The organism is Streptomyces sp. NBC_00576, from assembly GCF_036345175.1.
Classification (GTDB): Bacteria; Actinomycetota; Actinomycetes; order Streptomycetales; family Streptomycetaceae; genus Streptomyces.
In genome coordinates this window covers 10,243,226-10,264,135 of the sequence record NZ_CP107780.1, presented here as the reverse complement: position 1 = coordinate 10,264,135, position 20,910 = coordinate 10,243,226, and the positions used below count along the sequence as shown (strand labels likewise).

Below are 20,910 nucleotides of genomic sequence, written 5' to 3'. Positions count from 1 at the left end.
AACCCTCGCGGACGCCTGCGGATCTGTCGCGGGCGTAACCAGCTTGATCGACGACGACGGCACACGAGAGCAACCGCTGCGGCTCATTGTCCGACATCTGCCCTGTCGGCCCCCTACTTTCGTAGGGGATCACCGTCGCAGAACGACGGATCCGATGCGGATCACCAGCGTTTACCGTCGAACCCATGAACAGCTGGACCACCTCCCACGAAAGAGTCCTGGCGCAGCGCAATGCCGAAGGCTGGATGTTCCTGATCGAAACGGCCCGCGATCTGCGGCCCGCCCGTGCTGCCGCCCCCAGCGGAAACGCGCTGGCCCGGGCCCTGACCGAACCCGTGCGGGTCCAGGCACCCCGCCCACTGGCAGTGCTGGAAGCCGGGGCCGGCGCGGTCACCGCCTCCCTGATGTCCCAACTGCCCCGGGGCAGCCGCCTGGACATCGTCGAAGCCGATCCCCGCTTCGCCACGCAACTGCGCCACCTCGTCGCCACGTACACCGCCCCGGCAGGCAGACCCGGACCCGTGACGGTGCGCCAGACGCGCCTTGAAGACCTTGACACCGAGGACCGCTATGACGTGATCGTCTCCGGGCTGCCGCTGACCAACTTCACTCCGGTACAGGCCGAGCGCATCCTGGCCCGCTACATGGAACTGCTGCATCCCGGCGGCACCCTGACCTACTTCACCTTCGTCGGCATGCGCGAGCTCCGTGCCGTAACCGCATCACGGAGCGAAGCGCGCCGACGCGCCGCGGTGAACGAAATCATGTCCGCGTACGAGCGCAGCTACACCATCGGCCGCCGGACCGTGTGGGCCAACCTGCGCCCAGCCCACGTCTGGCACCTGCAACGCCCCTGCGTCTCGTCCGGCGACCCGCAGCAGACACGGGGCGAAGTGAGCCAGTGACCTCTCTGTCCCACATCCTCGCTGCGTGCAGGTCGCACCCCCGGCTGCGCCGGGTACTTCTCGGCCCGCGCCCTGATGCCGTTCCCGCCCTGATCGCAAAGGCCTGTGCGGCCATCGGACTACTGGACGTGCTGGCCGGCGTCTTCGCGCGCTTCCGGCACAGCCGTATGCACACCGTCGCCGAGGTGCTGCCTGGCGCGCTCGGCCCGTTCGCCGCCGCGCTCTCGCTCAGCACCGGTCTGCTGCTGCTCCTGCTCGCGCACGGTTTGCGCCGCCGCAAGCGCCGCGCCTGGCGGGCCGCCGTCGTGCTGCTTCCGGCCGGTGCCGTGTCGCAGTTCGCCTACCGGCACTCGGCCTTCGGCCTGCTCATCTCACTGGCCCTGTTGACGCTGTTGATCCGCCACCGAGGTGAGTTCGCGGCCCTGCCCGACCCGCGCAGCCGCTGGCGCGCCCTTTCCAACTTCCTTTTGTGGGGTACCGCTTCGATTCTGATCGGTCTGGTCATCGTCAGCGTCCACGGCCGACGGACAGTCGGCGACCCGAGCCTCGCGGACCGCATCACCCACGTCCTGTACGGCCTGTTCGGCTTCGAGGGCCCCGTCGACTACGACGGGCCCACCTCCTGGACGGTCGGTTTCTCGCTCGGCGCCCTCGGCCTGCTCACCGCCCTCACCACCATCTACTTCGCCTTCCGGCCCGAACACCCGGCCGCACACCTGACCCCCCAGGACGAGGACCGCCTGCGCGTCCTCCTCGACAAGCACGGCCGCCGCGACTCCCTCGGCCACTTCGCACTGCGCCGCGACAAGGCGGTCGTCTTCTCCCCCAGCGGCAAGGCCGCCGTCACCTACCGGGTCGTGTCCGGCGTGATGCTCGCCAGCGGCGACCCGATCGGCGACGTCGAAGCCTGGCCCGGCGCCATCGAACGCTTCATGGACGAAGCCAAGGCCCACTCCTGGACCCCCGCCGTCATGGGCTGCTCCGAGACCGGCGGCGAGGTCTGGACCCGCGAAACCGGCCTCGACGCCCTCGAACTGGGCGACGAGGCGGTGGTGGACGTCGCGGATTTCTCCCTCTCCGGGCGCGCGATGCGCAACGTGCGCCAGATGGTCAAACGCATCGAACGCGCAGGCTACGAAACCCGGGTACGGCGCATCCGTGACCTCGGCCAGGCCGAACTGGAACGGATCCGCCACGCCGCCGACGACTGGCGCGGCACCGACACCGAACGCGGCTTCTCCATGGCCCTGGGCCGCATCGGCGACCCCGACGACGGCGACTGCCTCATCGCCACCGCCCACAAGACCGACGACCAACCGGGCCCCTACGGCGACCTCAAAGCCATCCTGCACTTCGTACCCTGGGGCACCGACGGCGTCTCCCTCGACCTGATGCGCCGCGACCGCTCCGCCGACCCCGGCATGAACGAACTCCTCATCGTGGCCGCCCTGGAAGCCGCCCCCCGCCTCGGCATCGCCCGCGTCTCACTCAACTTCGCCATGTTCCGCTCAGCACTCGCCCGCGGCGAGAAAATCGGCGCCGGCCCCGTACTCCGCGCCTGGCGCGGACTACTGGTCTTCCTCTCCCGCTGGTTCCAGATCGAATCCCTGTACAAGTTCAACGCCAAGTTCCGCCCCCGCTGGGAACCACGCTTCGTCGTCTACCGCACCTCCAGCGACCTCCCCCGCATCGGCCTCGCCGCCATGCAGGCAGAAGGCTTCATCGACCTCGCCCTCCCCCTGCCCGGCTTCCTGCGCCGCCGCACTGCCGCCCCGCGCGCGTGTACCCATGGCACGGCGGAACGGGGCCTACACACCGCATAGGGACCGCACGGTCCTGTCGACAGACCCGAGCGAGAAGACTTTCCCGCCCCCTGGCCCTGTCCTCCCGCTCGGGTCACCGAAAAGCCGCCACGACTCCGACGCGACATGCTCCGCCACCGGCCCATGACACTCAAATTCAGGCTCCTGACCAGCAAGAGGCAGTGCGAACCTGGCCCGCAGCGCACAGGCGGAGAGACAGCCCGGCTGACGCATCGTCATATCTCAGGCTCCCACCAACACCCGCCTACCGAGCACTTATTGACGTAAAGTCCCCGGCGCTACCGAGAACTGCCGCTGAAGGTCGTCGCGGATCTCGTCGAGGTCCCACCGGCTTCCCGCCGGCAGCCGCTGCGCCCGTCCGGTGTGCGGTGACCTGCGAACCCGGCCGGCTACCAGCCGTTCTTTCGACTGACAGGGCCCCAGCAGACCGCGTACGTAGTCCCGTATCCGCCGCTGCGGCTAGACCCTCGAAAACCTGCCGCCGACCCGCAGGAACAGGTCCTCAAGTTCAGCCACCCACAACCCCGGTTCCAAGATCCCGATCACACGCGCCTGCCCGCCGCCGATGGACGACTTACACCTTGGGATCGCCTACGGGGCCGGCTCGCAGATGACAACGGGGATCTGCCGGTCGGTCCACGCCTGGTACTTGTCGAAGTCGGCGTACATTGCGACAAGTCTCGGCCAGAGCACTGCGCGCTCGACAGGATCGGCGGTACGCGCGAGCATGTCACGCACGCTGCTGCGGACCTGGACGGTGATCCGCGGATCTGCTTGAAGATTTCGATACCACAAGGGGTTCTTCGGTAGGCCACCCTGCGACGCCACGAGAATCACACGATCACCATCACCCAAGCAGAGCAGGGGCTGGGTGCGCGGCAAGCCGCTCTTGCGCCCCCTGGTGGTCACGAGACAGACGGGCACACCGCGAGGGAAGGCGCTTCCGATCCTCCACTTGCCACCGATCCGCCCGCCCGTGGCGCGATAGACGGCGACATTGAACCGGGACGCCAGTTTGATGATCTTGGGCACGATGGGTGAATCCAGCCCTTGCGGTCGATCGAAGGGCGTCGGCGTGGTGGGTGGAGTGTCGGTCATGTCATCTCACTCTCCTTCGGCTTTTCACGGAATCGCCCGTCTCGCTGCGGAACCCGCCGCCTCAGCAAGGCGTTTGTGGAGTCGCGCGCCTCTGGCTGTCGAGGGAACTGGTGGGGGCGGCGGCGCGAAGAGGCTCACGCATCCTTGCTCGACGAACTGATGCGCACCCATCGCGACTGCTCCTTCGGCGTGACCGCGCAGCACAGCCCCGCACGATGGGGTGCCCTGCATCCAAACAGCGGGAAACCAAGAACCAGAAGACGCGCACAGTGAAATGGAAGGCAGCAAAGACCGCAAGAGTCGTGCCACTGGTCAAGGGCGGCACCATACGTTTCCTGCGGGACGAGAGCGATCAAGTCGTTGAGGCCAGTGATGATGGGGTTTGGCCAGGATGGTGCGCAGGATGGACCAGGTGCCAGGTTCTTACCTGGCAACACATGTCCCGAGACCGGATGAAGGAGCGAGGGCAGACGTCGCGCGGCTCGGCCTGACAGCCGTTCTGGCAGACCGCTGGAGACTGTCAACGGTGCGGGATGCGCGTGTCGGAGGGCCTGGATGGCGTCACCAGCGCAGGCATAAGCGGGGGGGCACCGTCCTCGCCTTGGCCGTCGTCGAACATGGCTACGGCACCGACGTCGCCCGCAGGGTCGCCCGGTGGATGGTTGCTCAGCCACAGAACGAGGCTCCTGGACCGGTCAGGCCTCCTTCCGCGAGATCACCGGTCCTGGGTGTCCGGCCGCGGAAAGCCGACCCAGCGCACTCCGACCGACGGATGCCAGCCGAGCCTGCGGGACACGGCCAGGCCGGAGGCGATGACCGCCGGCCGTACGGCCCACAGATCGACCGACCCGGTGCCTACGACGACCGACAGGGCCGCGACGACCTCGCCGTCGGCGTTGAGGACACGGGTGGCCACCGAATCGACCGCCGGTGTTGTTTCCTGGCGGACCACCGCCACGCCGGTCTCGCGGCACTCGGCCAGCATCGTGCGCAGCCGCGCAGGATCGGTGACGGTGCGCTCGGTGTACGCCGACAGGCCCTGCGCGATGACCTGCTCGACCAGTTCGGGGCAGGCGTGGGCGAGCAGCACCTTGCCCACACCGGAGCTGTGCAGCGGCAGCCGCCCGCCGAGCCTCGACGCGACATCCACGGCGTTACCGGCCGACAGCCGTTCGACCAGCACCGCCTCGGTGCCCTCCAGTACCGCCAGTTGGACATGCTGGCGCAGCGCGGTGTGCAGGTCGTCCATGAACGGCAAGGCCACAGTGCGCAAGGGAACACTCAACGGCGCCAGCGTGCCGAGCTGCCACAGCCGGATGCCCACCGTGAAGGCGCCGTCCGGGGCCCGGTCCAGTGCTCCGGCCCCGACGAGTTCCAGTGCCAGCCGACGCACTGTGGCATGGGGCAGGCCGGTCTCCCGGGTCAGGTCGGCGAGGGTGAGCCGGGACCGGCCGGGCCGGAACGCGAAGAGCACCTCGAACATCCGAGAACCCACGCTCCGGCCGGGCTGACTCGTACGGGGCATCAGGCCTCCACCCTCCGCGGGGGTTGCCGAAAGAGGATGTCCATTGAATGAACATAGCTGCTTCCGGTGGAGCGGGACGCGGGTGAGGATCGCGGTGTTACCAGGACGTTCCCCTCGAAGGAGAGGAGTGGCTCCATGCCCGCTCTTGTGCACGGCCCGCGGATCGCCATCGTCGGGGGTGGCATCGGCGGTCTGGCTGCCGCCGCCTTCCTGCACCGTGCGGGGCTCACCGCCAGAGTCCACGAGCAGGCGTCGGCACTGACCGAGGTCGGCGCCGGGCTGGTCGTGGCGCCCAACGCCGTACGGCTGCTGCGGCGCCTCGGCGTCATGGAGCGGTTTCTGCGCCGGGCCGTGCCGTTGGACTGGGGCTGGGAGTTCCGTCGCTGGGCCGACGGTGGGGTGCTGTCTGTGGAGAAGCTGAGCGTCGTGTGCGAGCGGCTCTACGACGAGCGCACCTACGTCACCCACCGGGCCGATCTGCTGGACGCCATCAGATCGGCCGTGCCCGGCGAGTGGATCCGCCTGGGCGCCCGATGCACTGGCGTCGAAGCGGGTCCGGACGGCGCGCTGCTGCGCTTCGCGGACGGCAGCCGAGCCGAGGCCGACGTCGTCATCGGGGCCGACGGCGTGCACTCCGTCGTCCGCGGCGCGGTGGCAGAACCGGCACCGCCGTCGTACTCCGGCCTGTGTGCCTTCCGCACCATCGTCCCCGCCGAAGCCGTCCCCGACTTCGCGCGTCGCCGTGCCCAGACGCTCTGGCTCGGGCCCGGACGGCACTTCGTGCACTACCCGATCTCCGGCGGGGAGTCCGTCAACATCTTCGCCGCCGCCCCGGCCGGGGACTACACCGATGAGTCCTGGAGCGCGACGGCCACGGTCGAGGAGTTCCACGCCGAGTTCGCCGGCTGGGACCCGCGGGTGACGGATCTGATCGCGGTCGGCGGCGACCCAGGACGCTGGGCGCTGCTGGAGCGCAGGCCCCTGCGGCGCTGGAGCCATGGCCGGATCACCCTGCTCGGTGACGCCGCCCACCCCATGTTCCCCTTTTTCGCCCAGGGCGCGGCCCAGTCCATCGAGGACGCCGCCGTACTGGCCCGTTGCCTCGCCGCAGCCGCCGACGACCCCGAACAGGCCCTGAAGCATTACGAGTCGGCACGCATCGAACGCACCACCCGCCTGCAGCAGGTCAGTCACGACCGCCGCGACATCAACCACCTGCCCGACGGGCCCGAACAGCAGGCCCGCGACGCCGCCCTGGCCGGCTCCGACCCCCTGGTGGGCAACGGCTGGATCTACGGCTACGACGCCGAAGAGACATCCCTGTCGTGAGCAGCGACGCCGACAACGGAAGGAACCGGATCGTGACCGTCACACGGACCGGCAGCGCAGGGCTGCGGACAAGCGCATTGCCGAGCTCAAGAACTCCCTGCGCACGCACGGCGTGAACTTGTCGTCCGTGCTGCCGCTGTACAAGTGGTCGTCACCCGACGAGAGCCAGCGGCAGACCGCCGTCCGTTATCGGAAGCGAATGATCGAGATCACCGCCGACCTCGAATGCCCGCCGATGAACTCGGAGTTCAACTGCCGCCCCGAGCGCGCTGCCGAGACCGAGGCCGCGTTCTGGCGCTCGCTGGAGGAGTTGCTGCCGATCTTCGAGCGCGAGGCATCGCCTTGAAGCCAGGGGCCCACCCGGACGACTTCTGCGAGGAGAACACCCTCGCGGTAGACCTGGTCCGCGCCATCAACAAGCCCTGGGTGAACTACCTCTACTGCGCCCCGCACGGTTTCCACCTCTCCGGGGCCGACCCGATGGCGGACATCGCGGCGTTGACGCGCTACGCCGGCGACAAGCTCCAGCACGTGCAGATCGCCGACTCCGTCAACCACAAGGGCTCCTCCGGCCTGCGCTACATCCTCAACCCGCCCGGCACCACCGCTCGGATCCACCAGCACCTCGACATCGGCCAGGTCGAGGTCGACAGCCTGCGTCTTCGCCTGGGAGGAACGAGCCAAGGAATCCTCCGCATCCATGCTCGACCGCATCGCCAAGGAACTCTCCGCATATTTGCAAATTGCACACATCTTTCGATGCAGTCCGAGCTTCCCTACCAGGGGACAATTGCCTACCCAGCGAGTTTTACCCAGGGGAAAGATTCCTCCCCCCACCACGAGTAGACATGCCCTGAGCATCGACGGACCATGATCTGAGGGCCGCCCGACGGCGGACCGAGGCTGCGAAAGGGCACGCGCCATGGTTGAAGCTATTTCGTTCAGGAACAAGGCAGTAGAGATTGCGGGCCATCTCCATCTGCCAGAGAACTTCAGCGAAGACAAGAAATATCCGGCACTCGTCGGAATCCATCCGGCCGGAGGCGTAAAGGAACAGACTATCGGCCACTACGCCAAGAAGCTCGCTGAGCACGGATTCGTCACCGTCGTCTACGACTCCTCATATCAGGGAGCCAGCGGTGGCGAACCTCGCCTCCTGGAAGACCCGACGACCCGGGTGGAAGACGCTCGCTGTGCGGCCGACTTCCTCACCACGCTCCCGTTCGTCGACTCCGAACGCATGGGGGTCTTCGGCATATGTGCCGGCGGCGGCTACGCAATCAGCGTGGCCCAGACCGAACGTCGCTTCAAGGCAGTGGCTACGGTCAGCGCGGCTCCGATGGGCGAAGGTTCCAGGGCTTTTCTGGGGCACATGTCCCCGGTGGCCGAGCAGATCGGCACGCTGGAAATGGTCGCCCAGCAGCGCACTGCGGAAGCAAGGGGAGCAGATCCTGTCTACGCCCCGTTCGTACCGGAAACGCTGGAGGAGATCAACGAAAGCACCCCGGACCTCCTGCGCGAGGGATACGACTACTACAGGACGCCGCGTGGCCAGCATCCAAATTCGAAGGGCCGTTTCCTGCTGACCAGCATGGACAAGATGTTCGCCTTCTCGACGTTCGACCAGATCCCGGAACTGCTTACCCAGCCGATGCTCCTCATCGCAGGGAGCAAGGCGGACACAAAGGTATTCAGCGACCAGGCATACGAGCTTTCCAAGGGGCCGAAGGAGTTGTTCGTCATCGAAGGCGCAACGCATATCGCCTTGTACGACGTGCCTGAGTACGTGGACCAGGCGATCCCCAAGATGGTGGATTTCTTTACCGTCCTCTAGTGGTCCACAACGCCTCAGCTGAGTATGCGCAGACACCGGTCTCGGACGAGCGGCGAACGTGAACTGCAGCTGCCGTACCACGCCGGCGCGGGACGGGCCACTCTGCAGGGTCCGGCCGTCGGACCGGATTCGCATACCGGGAGAGCGATAGGGAGGGGAAATTTTCTTACCCCTCACAGCGTGCTCTTCCAATGCGATGCTCGATCACACACCGCACAGTGACTTTCGAGGAGCCCGATCACCATGTCCCCCTCCGGCCGCACCACGATCGCCATTGCGTTTCATTCGGGCTACGGCCACACGGCCGTCGTCGCCGAGGCCGTGGCGCGTGGCGCGGCGGGAGCCGGCGCCGAGGTGGTCTTGATCTCCGTGGACACCATCACCGAAGAGCAGTGGGCGCAGTTGGACGCCGCTGACGCGATCATCTTCGGTGCCGCCACGTACATGGGTACCGCCTCCGCGGCCTTCCACGCGTTCGCCGAGGCCAGCAGTCGACGCTGGTTCTCCCATGTCTGGGTGGACAAGCTCGCCGCGGGCTTCACCAACTCCGGTGCCAAGAGCGGCGACAAGTCTTCCACCCTGGGCTACTTCGCCACCTTGGCCGCCCAGCACGGCATGCACTGGATCAGCCTGGGTCTGATGCCGGGCTGGGACTCCACCAAGGGCAGCGAGGACGACATCAACCGGTTGGGCTTCTTCCTGGGTGCCGGCGCCCAGAGCCCCACCGATGCCGGACCTGAAGCGGTCCACAGGTCGGACATCGCCACCGCGGAGCACCTCGGTGCACGCGTCGCACACCAGGCCGCGGTATTCCGGGCCGGGCGGGCCGCCCTCGCCGTCTGATCACCAGGCCTTTTCTCTCGTTCCCGATCCACCACCCCCACCCCCCGCAAGGAGTAACGCATGTCCGACTCCCCGAACCTCGCCCTCATCCGCCGTCTGTACGAATCCGGGATGGCCCCGGAAGTGACCGATGAGGTCATGGCGCCGGACCTCGTCTGGGACATCACCCCGGGCTTCCCGAACAGCGGCGTCTACCACGGCTGGGCCAGCGCGGCGAAGGACTTCTTCGGCAGGACGATGCCGAACTACGAGTCCTTCGGCGCGGTGCCCGAGGAGTTCTACGCCGACGACGAAGGGCATGTCTTCGTGTTCGGGCACTACCACGCCGAGACGAAGACCGGGAACAAGGCCGACGTCCGGTTCATCCACCTGTGGACCGTCCAGGACGGCAAGGCCGTACGGATGCAGCAGGCCGCCGACAGCCACATCCTCCAAGAAGCCCTCAAGGGCTGAGACCGTCACCGGGAGATCTGTAACCATGGCGAAGATCCTTTTCGTGATCACCGCATCCGACCACTGGACGCTGGCTGACGGAACCCAACAGCCGGCCGGCTTCTGGGCCGAGGAAGCAATCGGCCCCTACCAGGTTTTCAAGGAGGCCGGATTCGAGATCGCGGCGGCTACACCCGGCGGAGTGCCGCCCACGGCGGATGCCCTCAGCCTCACCCCGGACTTCAACGGCGGCGAGGACGGCGCGCAGCGCATGCGCACCGCCCTGCGCGAGGCGACCGAGCTGGCGCACCCGATGCGCATCGAAGACGTCGACATCGACGACTACGTGGCCGTGTTCTACCCCGGCGGCTGGGGCCCGATGGAAGACCTGCCCGACGACGCCGCCTCCGGCAAGCTGCTCATCGAGTGGCTCGCCTCGGGCAAGCCGGTGTCCCTGGTCTGCCACGGACCCGCAGCACTGCTGGCCACCATCGGCCCGGACGGGACCTCCCCGTTCGCCGGCTACCGGATGACCGGCCTCTCCAACGCCGAGGAGAAGCTGAACGGTCTCGCGGACCGCGCGAAGTGGCTGCTGCAGGACCGCCTCGTCAACGAGCTCGGCGCGGACTACCGCGAGACCGAGCCGTTCGCCCCGCACGTCGAGACCGACCGCACCCTGTACACGGGCCAGAACCCGGGCTCGGCGGTACCCCTGGCCCAGGAACTGCTCAAAGCACTGTGAGCTGACTCCACAGCTTCGTGTGCTCACTCGGCGGCCCGGTATGCACTCCCCGGGCCGCCGAGTCCCTTTCTGTCTTTTGCCGTACAGGTCGAAGTCGATACCATTCTCATATATGGGTAAAGCCCAACATAGATAGGATCTCTCCCCCTTACAGCGCCAGGCTTTTGTGCGAGGCTGCAAATCATGAACCGCAACCCTCATCTGAACGAGCTGGGTGAGTTCCTCAAGGCCCGCCGTGCCGAGCTCAGTCCTTCCGAGGTCGGACTCCGCGCCGGGGAACGACGGCGTGTAAGCGGTCTGCGCCGTGAGGAAGTGGCCCTTCTCGCCGCGATCAGCACCGAGTACTACACACGGATCGAGCAGGGCCGTCTCCAGGCATCAGCTCCCCTGCTCGACGAAATCGCCAAGACGCTCCGCCTGAACGACGATCAGCGCACCTACCTCTTCGACCTCGCGGCAAAAGAGAGGGTGCGCCCCTCCGCGTCAGGTGCTCGCCAGCAGGTGGATACGCAGTTGCAGCGCATGCTGGACGATCTCACCGCCTCCCCTGCCTTCGTCATCGGCCGGCGCACCGACATCCTGGGCTGGAACAAGCTCGCCGCCGCCCTGTGGACCGATTTCGGGCGCTACCCGGAGCAGGAGCGCGTGTTCGTCCGACTGCTGTTCACCGAACCCTGGATGCGCGAGCTGTACGCCGACTGGGAAGAGGTCACCCGGCTGGCCATCGCCCAGCTGCGCATGGAGAGCGCGCGCTACCCCGACGACAAGCGCCTCACCGCTCTGGTCGAGGAGCTCTCCGCCCGTGACGCACAGTTCCGGCAGTGGTGGACCGCGCATAATGTCGCGATGCGGGGCAAGGGCGTCAAGAAGCTTCATCACCCGGTGGTGGGCGAGTTGACACTCGACTGGAACACGCTCACCTGCGGCACGGACCCCGACCAGCACATCATCGTGTGGAACGCCGAACCCGGCACCCCGTCCCACGACGGACTGCGCCTCCTGGCCTCCTGGGCCGCGGACCAGAAGCCGACGACGTCCGACACCGCCACCTGAGCCCTCTCACACTTACGTCCGCAGGGGAGCAATTCCCTGGCAAAAGAGAGCATCTCACCGGCCTGCCTCCCGTACGGAGCCCCGTCCAGCGGAGAATACGGCCTTTGCGGCAAGCGACTTCCTCGGCCGCGCGATCGGCTCGGCCGCCGCGAGGGCAATGTGGGCGACGGGCGGCTGGACGGTCGTGACCATCGTCGGCATGGCCCTCAGCTGCTTCGTCCTCGTCGTCTGGGCGCTCGGACGCCGAGCCCGTTCGTTATGGCCAGAGCGCGACCGCGAGGAGCATCGCGTCTTCCGCCGGCACCAGTGTCATGGGGGGAAGGACTCGTCCCCCCTATCGCCGCATCCCAGCCAAGAAACCTTCCCCTTTTCCGGGCGCACGCGAGAGGGAAAGGTCGGACACCTCAACGACCGCATAGCAATGAGGTGCTTCGAATGAAGGCTGTAGGTTTCACGGAATTCGGTGGGCCGGACGTACTTCAGGTTCTTGAGCTGCCTGCCCCCGATGCCGGGCCGGGCGAAGTGCGCATCCGTGTGCACGCCGCGACCGTCAACGCGATCGACGCCCTCCAGCGCAGCGGACCCGCCCGGTCGCCGGACGCCCAACCGCCGTTCGTTCCCGGCATGGAAGCATCGGGGGTCGTGGACCAGATAGGCGCGGGTACGGACACGGATCTGAGCGTCGGCGACCGCGTGATGGCGATCGTGCTCGCCGACGGCTCCCGCGGTGCGTACGCCGAGCAGGTCGTGGTCCCGGCGGAGTCGGTCGTCCGCGCTCCCCACGGCGCGAGCGACGTACAGGCCGCGTCGCTGCCGATGAACGGCCTGACCGCGCGCCTGGCCCTGGACACGCTCGGCCTGGAGCCTGGACAGACCGTCGCGATCACCGGAGCGGCCGGCGCGGTCGGCGGCTACGCCGTTCAGCTGGCCAAGGCGGACGGGCTGCGGGTGGTGGCCGACGCCTCGGAACAGGACGAGGCCCTGATCAAGGAACTCGGTGCCGACGTCGTACTCCGCCGCGGCGCCGAGTACCCGGACCGAGTACGCGCAGAGATCCCGGAGGGCGTCGACGGACTGCTCGACGGCGCGTCGCTCGGCGCTCTCACCGCTCGGGCGGTCCGCGACGGCGGCCGGGTGGTGACCCTGCGCGGCTACGACGGCCCCGGCGAACGAGACATCGCCTACGAGCCGATCGTCGTGTTCCGATACGCCCGGGAGCGCACCAAGCTCGACCGGCTCCGGCAGCAGGTGGAGGACGACCTCATCACACTCCGGGTCGCCAAGTCGTTCCCGGCGGAACAGGCCGCCGAGGCGCACCGGCTCCTCGCCGCGGGCGGCGTGCGGGGCCGACTGGTCCTGACGTTCTGAACGGAGTCAAGTACGGGCACAGGGGCGGCGGCCCTCAGCGTCACCTCACTGTTGCGGCCGGACGTCGAACGACGTCCGGCCGCAATCGCGCCGAATCGGTCAGAGCCGGACCACCAGCCGGATCCTTCGCGAGGAGCCGCACCACACTGGTACCGGCGCCGCCCATGGCGCCGGTGGCCACGATCATGCGGGCCGGCGCTGCTCACCCAATGTCGGGGAGTCAGGAGCGGGGAGCGTCCGGGGGGCCCCGCTCCTGACACACGCTACGCGGTGAACGCGTTCACCCCCGTCAGTTGCGCCGACAACTCCCAAAGGCGCACTGCCTGTTCGGGGTCGATCGCCCAGTCCTTCACACCGCGCATCTCACCGTCCGCGGGAGCGGGCTCGGCGACATCGCAGTCCTCGAGGTAGAGGCCGCCCAGGCCGACGAGCTGGGGTGACGTCGCCGCCCAGACCTGCGTGGCCGCGCCCTGCTGCGGGTTCTTGAAGAACCCGGGGTTCCGCAGGTTGCCGTCCTCGTCGAACCAGCCGAACTCCACCTTCTCCTCTTCAGCCACGTGCCGCAGGAGCGGCGTGATGATGACGCCGGGATGGAGGGCGAAGGCGCGGACGCCGGAGTCCCTGGCGAGCCTGTCGAGGTGCACGGCGAAGAGCGCGTTCGCGGTCTTGGCCTGCCCGTACGCCTGCCACTTGTCGTAGCCGTGCTTCCCATGGATGTCGTCCCAGCGGATGCCGGACATGTGGTGACCGCCGGAGGACACGGAGACGACACGTGCGCCGCCGGTTTCGAGAGCCGGCCACAGACCGTTGACGAGGGCGAAGTGGCCGAGGTGGTTGATCGCGAACTGCGCCTCCCAGCCGGGCCCGACCCTCGTTTCGGGACATGCCATGATCCCGGCGCTGTCGATGACGACATCGACGGCCCTGCCGGAAGCGAGAAACCGCTCGACGAAGCCGCGCACGCTTTCCAGGTCACCGAGGTCCAGCTCGTCCACCTCGACGCCGGGAACCCCGTCCAATGCCTCCCGCGCATCCACCGGCCGACGCGCAGGGACGACGACGCGGGCGCCGGCCCGGGTGAGCGCACGGGTGGTCTCCAGGCCGATGCCCGAGTAGCCACCGGTGACGATCGCGAGCTTCCCGCTCAGGTCGATGCCCTGGAGGACGTCGTCGGCGGTGCTTGTGGCGTCGAAACCGGAGCCGATCTTGTGCTGTGCAGTGGTCATGCCCAAAACGCTCCAAACTAGAGCAGCGGAAAAATCCTGATGTTCGAAGCCGGCCGCCCGCAACTCGGCGAGCCGTGCGTCGACGGTCCCGATGAGCCGGTCGAGAGGGTCGTCCGGGAACAGGACAGGTCCTCGATTCAGTCGCTTCGCTCGTTGAGAAGCGGTCCTCGGCGGCCGAGGGCCCACACGAGGAGCGCGACGCAACCGAGGCCTGCCCCGGTCAGGGAGACGGCGGTCCAGCCGCCGACGGACCACAGGACGGACGCGGCGGCGGAGCCGGCCGCGCCGCCGATGAAGTTGCAGGTGACGAAGGCCGTGTTGAGGCGGCTTCGGGCCTGCGGCGCGACCGCGAACAGCCGTGTCTGGTTGAGGATGTTCACGCCCTGTACTGCGATGTCGAGCAGCACGATGGCCACGATGATCCCCGCTACGGAATGGTCGGCGAAGGCCGCGACGACGAAGGAGATCACGATCACGGCCCATCCCCATCCGGTCGCCGGCATGGACCGGCCCCGGTCGTGGAGCCGCCCCGCGCGTTGGGCGGCCAGCGCCCCGGCCAGCCCGATGAGGCCGAACAGGCCGATGACGGAGACCGAATAGGAGAACGGCTGCGCGCTGAGCAGGAAGGTCAGCGCAGTCCAGAACATGGTGAAGACACCAAAGGCGGTGGCACCGAGGAACAGGGTCCAGCGCACTGCCCGCTCCTGCCGGATCACCTGCCAGACCGAGACCAGCAACTGCGGGTAGGACAGGTGAGCCTTCGGGGCGAGCGAAGGGATCGCGCGGCTGAGGACCAACGCGAAGGCGACGGAGACCGCTGCGGCGACGAAGTAGATGGCGCGCCATCCGGCTGCATCCGCGATGAGTCCGCTGATGGTGCGGGAGGTGAGGATGCCGATGAGCAGCCCGGAGACCACGGTCCCGACCACCTGCCCGCGGTTGGTGTCGTCGGCGAGGTCACCGGCGAGCGGGGTGAGCAGCTGACCGCTGACCGTGGTCAGGCCCAGGAGAGTGGTCGCGACCAAGAGCGCGCCGATGGACGGAGCGAGTGCGCAGGCGATGAGGGCGAGGGCCGCGCAGAGCATCAGCCCGGGGATGAACCGGCGCCGGTCGAGGACATCGCCGAGTGGCACCAGCAGCAGTGCTCCGGCCGCGTAGCCGATCTGTGTGACTGTCACGAGCCAGCCTGCCAGCGCGGTGGAGGTGTGCAGGTCATGGCCGATGAAGTCGAGGAGCGGTTGTGCCCAGTAGAGGTTGGCGACCGCGGTGCCGCCGGCGATCGCGAACAGCAGAGTCAGGCCGCGGCTCGTTCTGTTCCTGTCGACGGCTTCGGGGGCGCTCGCGGTGGGCGGCGTGGGGGTGTCCGGGGTGGCCATTAGTGGGTGTCCAGGTGAGTGCGAGTCGACGGCATCTTCAGGGTGAGGCGGATCTCTTCTACAGGACAGCGGAGGCTTTCGTGGCGCTCGGCCGGCCTTTCGGAGCAGGCCCTGCAGGCCTGTTCCAGGGGCAGTCAGCGGCCTCGGCGGCCAGGTGGTTGGTCTCCGCCGGACCCCACCTGTCGAGGTGGTAGCGGTATGGCGCGCCGGGCAGGACGTGGGTGCAAAGTGCCGGGTCAGTTCGCTCTGCAGGGCGCGGGCGGACTGCGGGATGAGCGGGCGGCGCCGATGAGAACCATGCCTGTCAGGAAGATTCCGAAGGAACTGTTGACGCACATGACCAACAGCCCGCCCGCCGACGCGACGACGGCCAGGCGCAGCCACGGTTTGAGGCGGGGACGGCACTTCTCGGTGCAGGTGCGGCTCTGGTCATCTGTGACTCGCTCCTTCGGCCCGAGCCCCGACAGAACACCGGCGTTCGTCATCGCCCCGAAGGCGAAATGTGGCGACAACGCGACCTCTGATGGGGCACGTGCATCACGTCCGCGTATCCATCTCCGCAGCTCTGCTTCGGACAATAAAGTTCCTCATGTCCAGGGGAAAGTAAAGACGATAATTCCTCTCCCCGGTACTCGTTATCCAGGGGACAGATTCTTCCCCCCTGCAGAGAAAGGCGCGGCACCAGCCTTACAGGGCATCGGGACCGCCACGGGGAACGTCGCGGTACCGTCGGCAGGTATCACTCTGGTCTGCTCGGGCACGGCCGTAGAGGTGTAACGGTGGCCGGTGAGACGGATCTTGACAGGGCCTCGGTAGCTTCCGGGGTTCAACGGCGTAGCCGCCGTAGTCGTAGCTGAGCTGCGTCAGCCGGCCGGCCGGATCGACCAGGGCGAGCCGGTCTCAGCCCGTGCCCGCACCTCGCCCTCGGCCCCCCGTCCGGCGGCTGGCGGCCGTACGGAAGGGACGCACCCTGCAGGTCAAGGCCGACACGACGGCGCGAGCCGACTGTCCCCTGCCCCGGTCAAGCTGCCGCATCACGTGCCGGCTGATTCGGGTCCGTAGTCCATGACGCAAGGAAGAGAAGTCCGTCATGGGACGGGGTCCCTGGATCGGCGGTCGAGATCACCAACTTCTGTGCGGGGTCGGCTGTGCAGGTCAGGCTGTCCCAGTCGAGGGTGAGGTCGCCGACGAGCGGGTGTCGCAGCCTCTTGGTACCCATCCGTAGGCCGGTCATCTGGCGGCCTGCCCACCACTGCCGGAAGTCGGCGTCGGCCATCGAGAGCTCGCCGACGAGTGCGGCCAACCCGGGGTCGCCAGGGCTCCTGGCGGCCTCCACGCGCAGGTGGGCGACGCAGGTCCGAGCGTTCGTCCTCCAGTCGAGGTAGATCTCCCGGAAGGCGGGGTCGGTGAAGAGCAGCCGGGCGTAGTTGCGTTTCTTCTCGGGGACCCGGTCGAAGTCGGTGAGCAGGGCGGCAGCCAGAGGGTTCCAGGCGAGGATGTCCAGGTGCCGGCCCAGGACGAGCGCGGGAGTCGCTGTCAGCTCGTCCAGGATGCGCCTGAGCTGCGGGTGGACCTTCTGCGCCGGTCGGCGGCGCGGTTCAGACTCCCCGCTCGCGGCCAGCTCGAACAGGTGGTCACGCTGGTCGTCATCGAGGTGCAGGACACGGACCAGAGCGATGAGCACAGACCTCGGCACAGGGGCACGCCCCTGCTCCAACCGCGCATAGGAGTACGTGCTGATCCCCGCGAGTTGGGCGACCTCCTCACGGCGCAGCCCCGGCACGCGCCGCGGTGCCCCGGACTCGGGCAGGCCCACGGTCCGCGGGCTGAGTTGGGCTCGGCGCTCCTTGAGGAATTCTCCCAGTTCAGGCAAATGCGCTTCGCTGTACATAGCAGCCAGTGTCGCAGCATTCACCCGAAAAATGAGGGGGAGAATTTTCTCCCAGGGTTCGGGAATTCACCTTGTTGCTCCCAAGCTCGCGGCGCCGGATCAGACCAGTCGACCGGACCGGCCGACGGGCCCGCCGAGTCGGCCGGAGGCCCGTGAGGCGAGGTCACGTAGCCCGTCGTACGACGGCGTGCCGGGCTCCGCCGTCCAGACGACGAGTTCCTGATCGGGATCGCTGCTGCAGGTGAAGATGTCCCAGTCGAGGACCAGTTCACCGACGACGGGGTGGTGGAACCTCTTCATGCCCAGCCTGCGCGACGGCAGGTGACGGCTTCCCCACCACTGCCCGAAGTCCCTGTCCTGCACGGATAGTTCGCCGACCAAACTGATCAGCCGCGGATCGTCCGGGTATTTGGCGGCCGTCATACGCAGATGGGACACACAGCCACGGGCGACGGCCCGCCAGTCCGCGTACAGCGTCCGCATGGAGGGATCGGTGAAGAGGATACGGGCGCAGTTCCGCTTGCCTTCCGGCACCTTCGCGAAATCGGTCAGCAGGGCGGCGGCGAGCGGGTTCCACGCCAGAATGTCCATACTGCGGCCGATCACCACGCCGGGACTCGCGGTGAGATCGTCGAGCAGGCGGCGCAACTGGGGTTGAGCCTTCTGTACGGCCTGGCTACGGTGTCGCGCCCTCTGCCGGCCGGCCAGCTCGAACAGGTGGTCACGCTGGTGATCATCCATATGCAGGACACGGGCGAGAGCGGCCAGCACTGACGCTGACGGCTGGATACGGCCCTGTTCCAGCCGTGTGTAGTAGTCAGTGCTGATGGCGACGAGCCGCGCAACTTCCTCCCTGCGCAGGCCAGGCACACGCCGGCCACCGGTATCGGGCAGACCGACCGTGCGCGGGGTCAACTCCGCCCTCCGCGCCTTGAGGAATTCTCCCAGCCCGTTCAGATGCGCGTCGCTGGTCATGTCAGCCAGTGTCGCACCGCTCGGTCTGCACGAGGGGGGTAAGGATCTCTACCCTGGATAAGTGATGCCCAGGATGAAATTCTCCCCTTTGCGGATTCCCTCAAAAGGGGCAGGGTCGATGGCGTGTGCGGCGACCAGAATCGGTCTGCGGAGAGCATGCACCCGAAAAGGCGGGACGGCCGACCCCGGGACGGAATTACTTTCCGCACGTCACTGATATTCCGTATTTCCCCGGTCGAAGGCCGGGCAGCCTGAATCCCCCCACATACACGCAAGGAGCACCATCCCATGTCCGAACGGAAGAAGTTCGCGCCGCCGGCCATCCAGGAGTTCGCCCCCAAGCTCGCGGAGGTGACCGACACGGTGCTGTTCGGTGACATCTGGGAGCGGCCGGGTCTGTCCCCACGCGACCGCAGTCTGGTCACCGTCACCGCTCTCGCCGCCCTGTACCGAACAGACCAGCTCGGCTTCCACCTCGGCAAGGCGCTGGAGAACGGCGTGACCAAGGACGAACTGGTCGAGGCCATCACCCATCTGGCCTTCTACGCCGGATGGCCCAACGCCATGACCGCGATGACTCAGCTCAAGGAGATCGTGGAGAAGTCCGACCAGTCCGGCTGATGCTCCTCCGCCCGCACGCACCCCACATCGCGGGCTCTCCCCCACACACCGCCGCCGCACGGCCCGGCGGCAGCACCACACCAGAGGGACGACACCCCATGGAACTGCTGAAGCAGCCTCCTACCATGAAGCTTCCTGCCGAGTGGTTCACCGGCGACGCCTACGCCGATGTGATCTACCGCGGTGAGGAGCCCTCCCGGATGCGGGCCAACATGGTCCGGTTCACTCCCGGCGCCCGCACCGCCTGGCACTCCCACGGCCTTGGCCAGACCCTCCACATCGTCGAGGGCATCGCGCTGGTGCAGTCCCGTGGCGGCGACATCATCGAAGCTCACCCCGGCGACATCATCCACACACCCCCGGGTGAGGAGCACTGGCACGGTGCCGCGCCCGACCAGTTCATGACCCATCTCGCCCTGTGGGAGACGGACGACGCCACGTGGCTCGAACACGTCTCGGACGACGACTACTACGGCCGGCGCGTCAGCACCCGTACCCGCCCCTGACACCACGACAGACCGACAAGAGCTGGGAAGGCACCATGCGAGCAACCATCATTCACGCACCCGGTGACATCCGGGTGGAGAACGCTCCCGAGCCGAAGATCACGGCACCGACGGACGCGGTCATCCGCACCGTCGCCGCCTGCGTGTGCGGCTCCGACCTGTGGAGCTACCGGGGCGTCCTGCCGGTCGCCGAACCGCAGCCGATCGGCCACGAGTACGTCGGAATCGTCGAGGAGGTCGGCAGCGACGTCTCGACCGTCCGGCCGGGCCAGTTCGTCATCGGCTCCTTCGTCGCCTCCGACAACACCTGCCAGATCTGCCAGTTCGGCTACCACACCTCCTGTCAGCACGCGCAGTGGGTGAACGGCGCCCAGGCCGAGTACGTCCGCGTGCCCCTCGCCGACGGCACCCTGGTCGTCACCCCGGAGGAGCCCGCCGAGGAGCTGATCCCCGACCTGCTGGCCCTGTCCGACGTCATGGGCACCGGCTGGTACGCGGCGAAGGCCGCCGAGGTCAGGCCCGGTTCGACTGCCGTGGTCGTCGGTGACGGCGCGGTGGGCCTGTCCGGCGTCATCGCCGCGAAGGAACTGGGCGCCGAGCGGATCATCGCCATGAGCCGGCACGAGTCACGGCAGAAGCTGGCCCTGGAGTTCGGCGCCACCGACATCGTCACCGAGCGGGGCGAGGAAGGCGTCGCCCGCGTCAAGGAACTGACGAACGGCATCGGCGCCGACTCGGTCCTCGAGTGCGTCGGCACCCAGGAGTCGCTGCACCAAGCCCTGCAGTCCACCCGCCCCGGCGGCAACGTCGGCTTCGTCGGCTTCCCGCACGGCTCTCAGATCGACGGCCAAGAGCTCTTCTTCTCCCACGTCGGCCTGCGCGGTGGCCCCGCCCCCGTGCGCGCCTACCTTCCCGACCTGATCGACCGCGTCTTCAGCGGCCGTATCAACCCGGGCAAGGTCTTCGACCTCATCCTGCCCCTGGACAAGGCCGCCGAGGGCTACAAGGCCATGGACGAGCGCCGCGCCATCAAGACGCTGCTGCGTCCCTGACGTGAAGCCCTGGCGGCGGTGGGCGCCGACTCGGCCGTGCACACCGCCGTCGGCGCCAACCAGCGGCGGCACCTCCCATCGCCGCCACCCGGCAGAACGGACCGACAGTCATGGCCAGCAGCGAGGCGATCACCACCGTCGAGGCGTACTTCGACGCCCTCGGCACACGCGACATGGAGCGGATCCTCGCCCGCTTCGCTCCCGACGCGACGTGGACGATACCGGGCAACCCGGCACTGACGCCCTGGTCCGGGCGTCGCATCGGGCCGGAGAAGAACACCACCACTCCCGCCTGACCACAGGTGTGCCGC

At 67.8% G+C, this 20,910-nt stretch carries 19 protein-coding genes and 2 pseudogenes; 14 read left to right on the top strand and 7 right to left on the bottom strand.

Features of this window, described 5'->3' with window-relative positions:
- Nucleotides 1-185: 185 nt before the first annotated feature.
- Both OG734_RS44655 and OG734_RS44650 read left to right on the top strand, forming a co-directional pair.
- Nucleotides 186-905: a class I SAM-dependent methyltransferase gene (locus OG734_RS44655; protein WP_330293098.1), complete on the top strand. Its 720-nt coding sequence runs from the start codon at nucleotides 186-188 to the stop codon at nucleotides 903-905.
- Nucleotides 902-2,728 (top strand): phosphatidylglycerol lysyltransferase domain-containing protein, encoded by a 1,827-nt coding sequence (locus OG734_RS44650; RefSeq protein ID WP_443065039.1) that lies wholly within the window; start codon nucleotides 902-904, stop codon nucleotides 2,726-2,728. Before OG734_RS44655 ends, OG734_RS44650 begins: the two co-directional genes overlap by 4 nt.
- Before the next feature lie 294 nt (nucleotides 2,729-3,022).
- On the opposite strand, the pseudogene OG734_RS48205 reads toward OG734_RS44650, so the two are convergent.
- The 3 genes and pseudogenes from OG734_RS48205 to OG734_RS44640 all read right to left on the bottom strand — a co-directional run.
- Nucleotides 3,023-3,250, bottom strand: a pseudogene (locus OG734_RS48205) (IS701 family transposase); the annotation flags it as partial.
- A gap of 69 nt (nucleotides 3,251-3,319) precedes the next feature.
- Entirely contained in the window at nucleotides 3,320-3,826 is a 507-nt protein-coding gene (locus OG734_RS44645; RefSeq protein WP_330293097.1) for a nitroreductase family deazaflavin-dependent oxidoreductase, read from the bottom strand.
- Between the two features lie 715 nt (nucleotides 3,827-4,541).
- Entirely contained in the window at nucleotides 4,542-5,351 is an 810-nt protein-coding gene (locus OG734_RS44640; RefSeq protein ID WP_330293096.1) for an IclR family transcriptional regulator, read from the bottom strand.
- Between the two features lie 135 nt (nucleotides 5,352-5,486).
- Between OG734_RS44640 and OG734_RS44635 the strand changes: the two genes are divergently transcribed.
- The 8 genes and pseudogenes from OG734_RS44635 to OG734_RS44600 all read left to right on the top strand — a co-directional run bounded on the left by OG734_RS44635 (nucleotide 5,487) and on the right by OG734_RS44600 (nucleotide 12,952).
- Nucleotides 5,487-6,680 (top strand): FAD-dependent monooxygenase, encoded by a 1,194-nt coding sequence (locus tag OG734_RS44635; protein WP_330293095.1) that lies wholly within the window; start codon nucleotides 5,487-5,489, stop codon nucleotides 6,678-6,680.
- A 58-nt stretch (nucleotides 6,681-6,738) separates the two neighbouring features.
- Nucleotides 6,739-7,413: pseudogene (locus OG734_RS44630) on the top strand (sugar phosphate isomerase/epimerase family protein); the annotation flags it as partial.
- 189 nt (nucleotides 7,414-7,602) lie between these two features.
- Nucleotides 7,603-8,514 carry an alpha/beta hydrolase gene (locus tag OG734_RS44625; RefSeq protein ID WP_330293094.1) on the top strand — a complete coding sequence of 304 codons (912 nt, stop codon included), beginning with the start codon at nucleotides 7,603-7,605 and terminating at the stop codon, nucleotides 8,512-8,514.
- Nucleotides 8,515-8,757: 243 nt separating this feature from the next.
- Nucleotides 8,758-9,357: a flavodoxin family protein gene (locus OG734_RS44620; protein WP_330293093.1), complete on the top strand. Its 600-nt coding sequence runs from the start codon at nucleotides 8,758-8,760 to the stop codon at nucleotides 9,355-9,357.
- A gap of 60 nt (nucleotides 9,358-9,417) precedes the next feature.
- The gene (locus tag OG734_RS44615; RefSeq protein WP_330293092.1) at nucleotides 9,418-9,810 is read left to right on the top strand and encodes a nuclear transport factor 2 family protein; all 393 of its coding nucleotides are present in this window, start codon (nucleotides 9,418-9,420) and stop codon (nucleotides 9,808-9,810) included.
- Nucleotides 9,811-9,835: 25 nt separating this feature from the next.
- Nucleotides 9,836-10,531 (top strand): type 1 glutamine amidotransferase domain-containing protein, encoded by a 696-nt coding sequence (locus OG734_RS44610; protein ID WP_330293091.1) that lies wholly within the window; start codon nucleotides 9,836-9,838, stop codon nucleotides 10,529-10,531.
- Nucleotides 10,532-10,714: 183 nt separating this feature from the next.
- Nucleotides 10,715-11,584 (top strand): helix-turn-helix domain-containing protein, encoded by an 870-nt coding sequence (locus tag OG734_RS44605; protein ID WP_330293090.1) that lies wholly within the window; start codon nucleotides 10,715-10,717, stop codon nucleotides 11,582-11,584.
- A 435-nt stretch (nucleotides 11,585-12,019) separates the two neighbouring features.
- A complete protein-coding gene (locus OG734_RS44600) occupies nucleotides 12,020-12,952 on the top strand; it encodes an NADP-dependent oxidoreductase (protein ID WP_330293089.1) in 933 nt (310 codons plus the stop codon).
- Nucleotides 12,953-13,215: 263 nt separating this feature from the next.
- Here the strand turns inward: OG734_RS44600 and OG734_RS44595 are convergent, their stop codons facing one another.
- The 4 genes from OG734_RS44595 to OG734_RS44580 all read right to left on the bottom strand — a co-directional run bounded on the left by OG734_RS44595 (nucleotide 13,216) and on the right by OG734_RS44580 (nucleotide 18,420).
- Complete coding sequence (locus OG734_RS44595; RefSeq protein WP_330293088.1) at nucleotides 13,216-14,178, bottom strand: SDR family NAD(P)-dependent oxidoreductase; 963 nt, start codon at nucleotides 14,176-14,178, stop codon at nucleotides 13,216-13,218.
- 137 nt (nucleotides 14,179-14,315) lie between these two features.
- Entirely contained in the window at nucleotides 14,316-15,554 is a 1,239-nt protein-coding gene (locus tag OG734_RS44590; protein ID WP_330293087.1) for an MFS transporter, read from the bottom strand.
- A 1,021-nt stretch (nucleotides 15,555-16,575) separates the two neighbouring features.
- Entirely contained in the window at nucleotides 16,576-17,445 is an 870-nt protein-coding gene (locus OG734_RS44585) for a helix-turn-helix transcriptional regulator (protein ID WP_330293086.1), read from the bottom strand.
- A gap of 99 nt (nucleotides 17,446-17,544) precedes the next feature.
- Nucleotides 17,545-18,420 carry a helix-turn-helix domain-containing protein gene (locus OG734_RS44580; RefSeq protein ID WP_330293085.1) on the bottom strand — a complete coding sequence of 292 codons (876 nt, stop codon included), beginning with the start codon at nucleotides 18,418-18,420 and terminating at the stop codon, nucleotides 17,545-17,547.
- 288 nt (nucleotides 18,421-18,708) lie between these two features.
- On the opposite strand from OG734_RS44580, the gene OG734_RS44575 reads away from it, so the two are divergent.
- From OG734_RS44575 to OG734_RS44560, 4 genes are all read left to right on the top strand, one after another.
- Nucleotides 18,709-19,041 carry a carboxymuconolactone decarboxylase family protein gene (locus OG734_RS44575; protein ID WP_059083086.1) on the top strand — a complete coding sequence of 111 codons (333 nt, stop codon included), beginning with the start codon at nucleotides 18,709-18,711 and terminating at the stop codon, nucleotides 19,039-19,041.
- A 98-nt stretch (nucleotides 19,042-19,139) separates the two neighbouring features.
- Nucleotides 19,140-19,547 (top strand): (R)-mandelonitrile lyase, encoded by a 408-nt coding sequence (locus OG734_RS44570; protein WP_330293084.1) that lies wholly within the window; start codon nucleotides 19,140-19,142, stop codon nucleotides 19,545-19,547.
- A 35-nt stretch (nucleotides 19,548-19,582) separates the two neighbouring features.
- Nucleotides 19,583-20,599 carry a zinc-dependent alcohol dehydrogenase family protein gene (locus OG734_RS44565; protein WP_330293083.1) on the top strand — a complete coding sequence of 339 codons (1,017 nt, stop codon included), beginning with the start codon at nucleotides 19,583-19,585 and terminating at the stop codon, nucleotides 20,597-20,599.
- 110 nt (nucleotides 20,600-20,709) lie between these two features.
- Entirely contained in the window at nucleotides 20,710-20,895 is a 186-nt protein-coding gene (locus OG734_RS44560; RefSeq protein ID WP_330293082.1) for a nuclear transport factor 2 family protein, read from the top strand.
- Nucleotides 20,896-20,910: the final 15 nt, after the last annotated feature.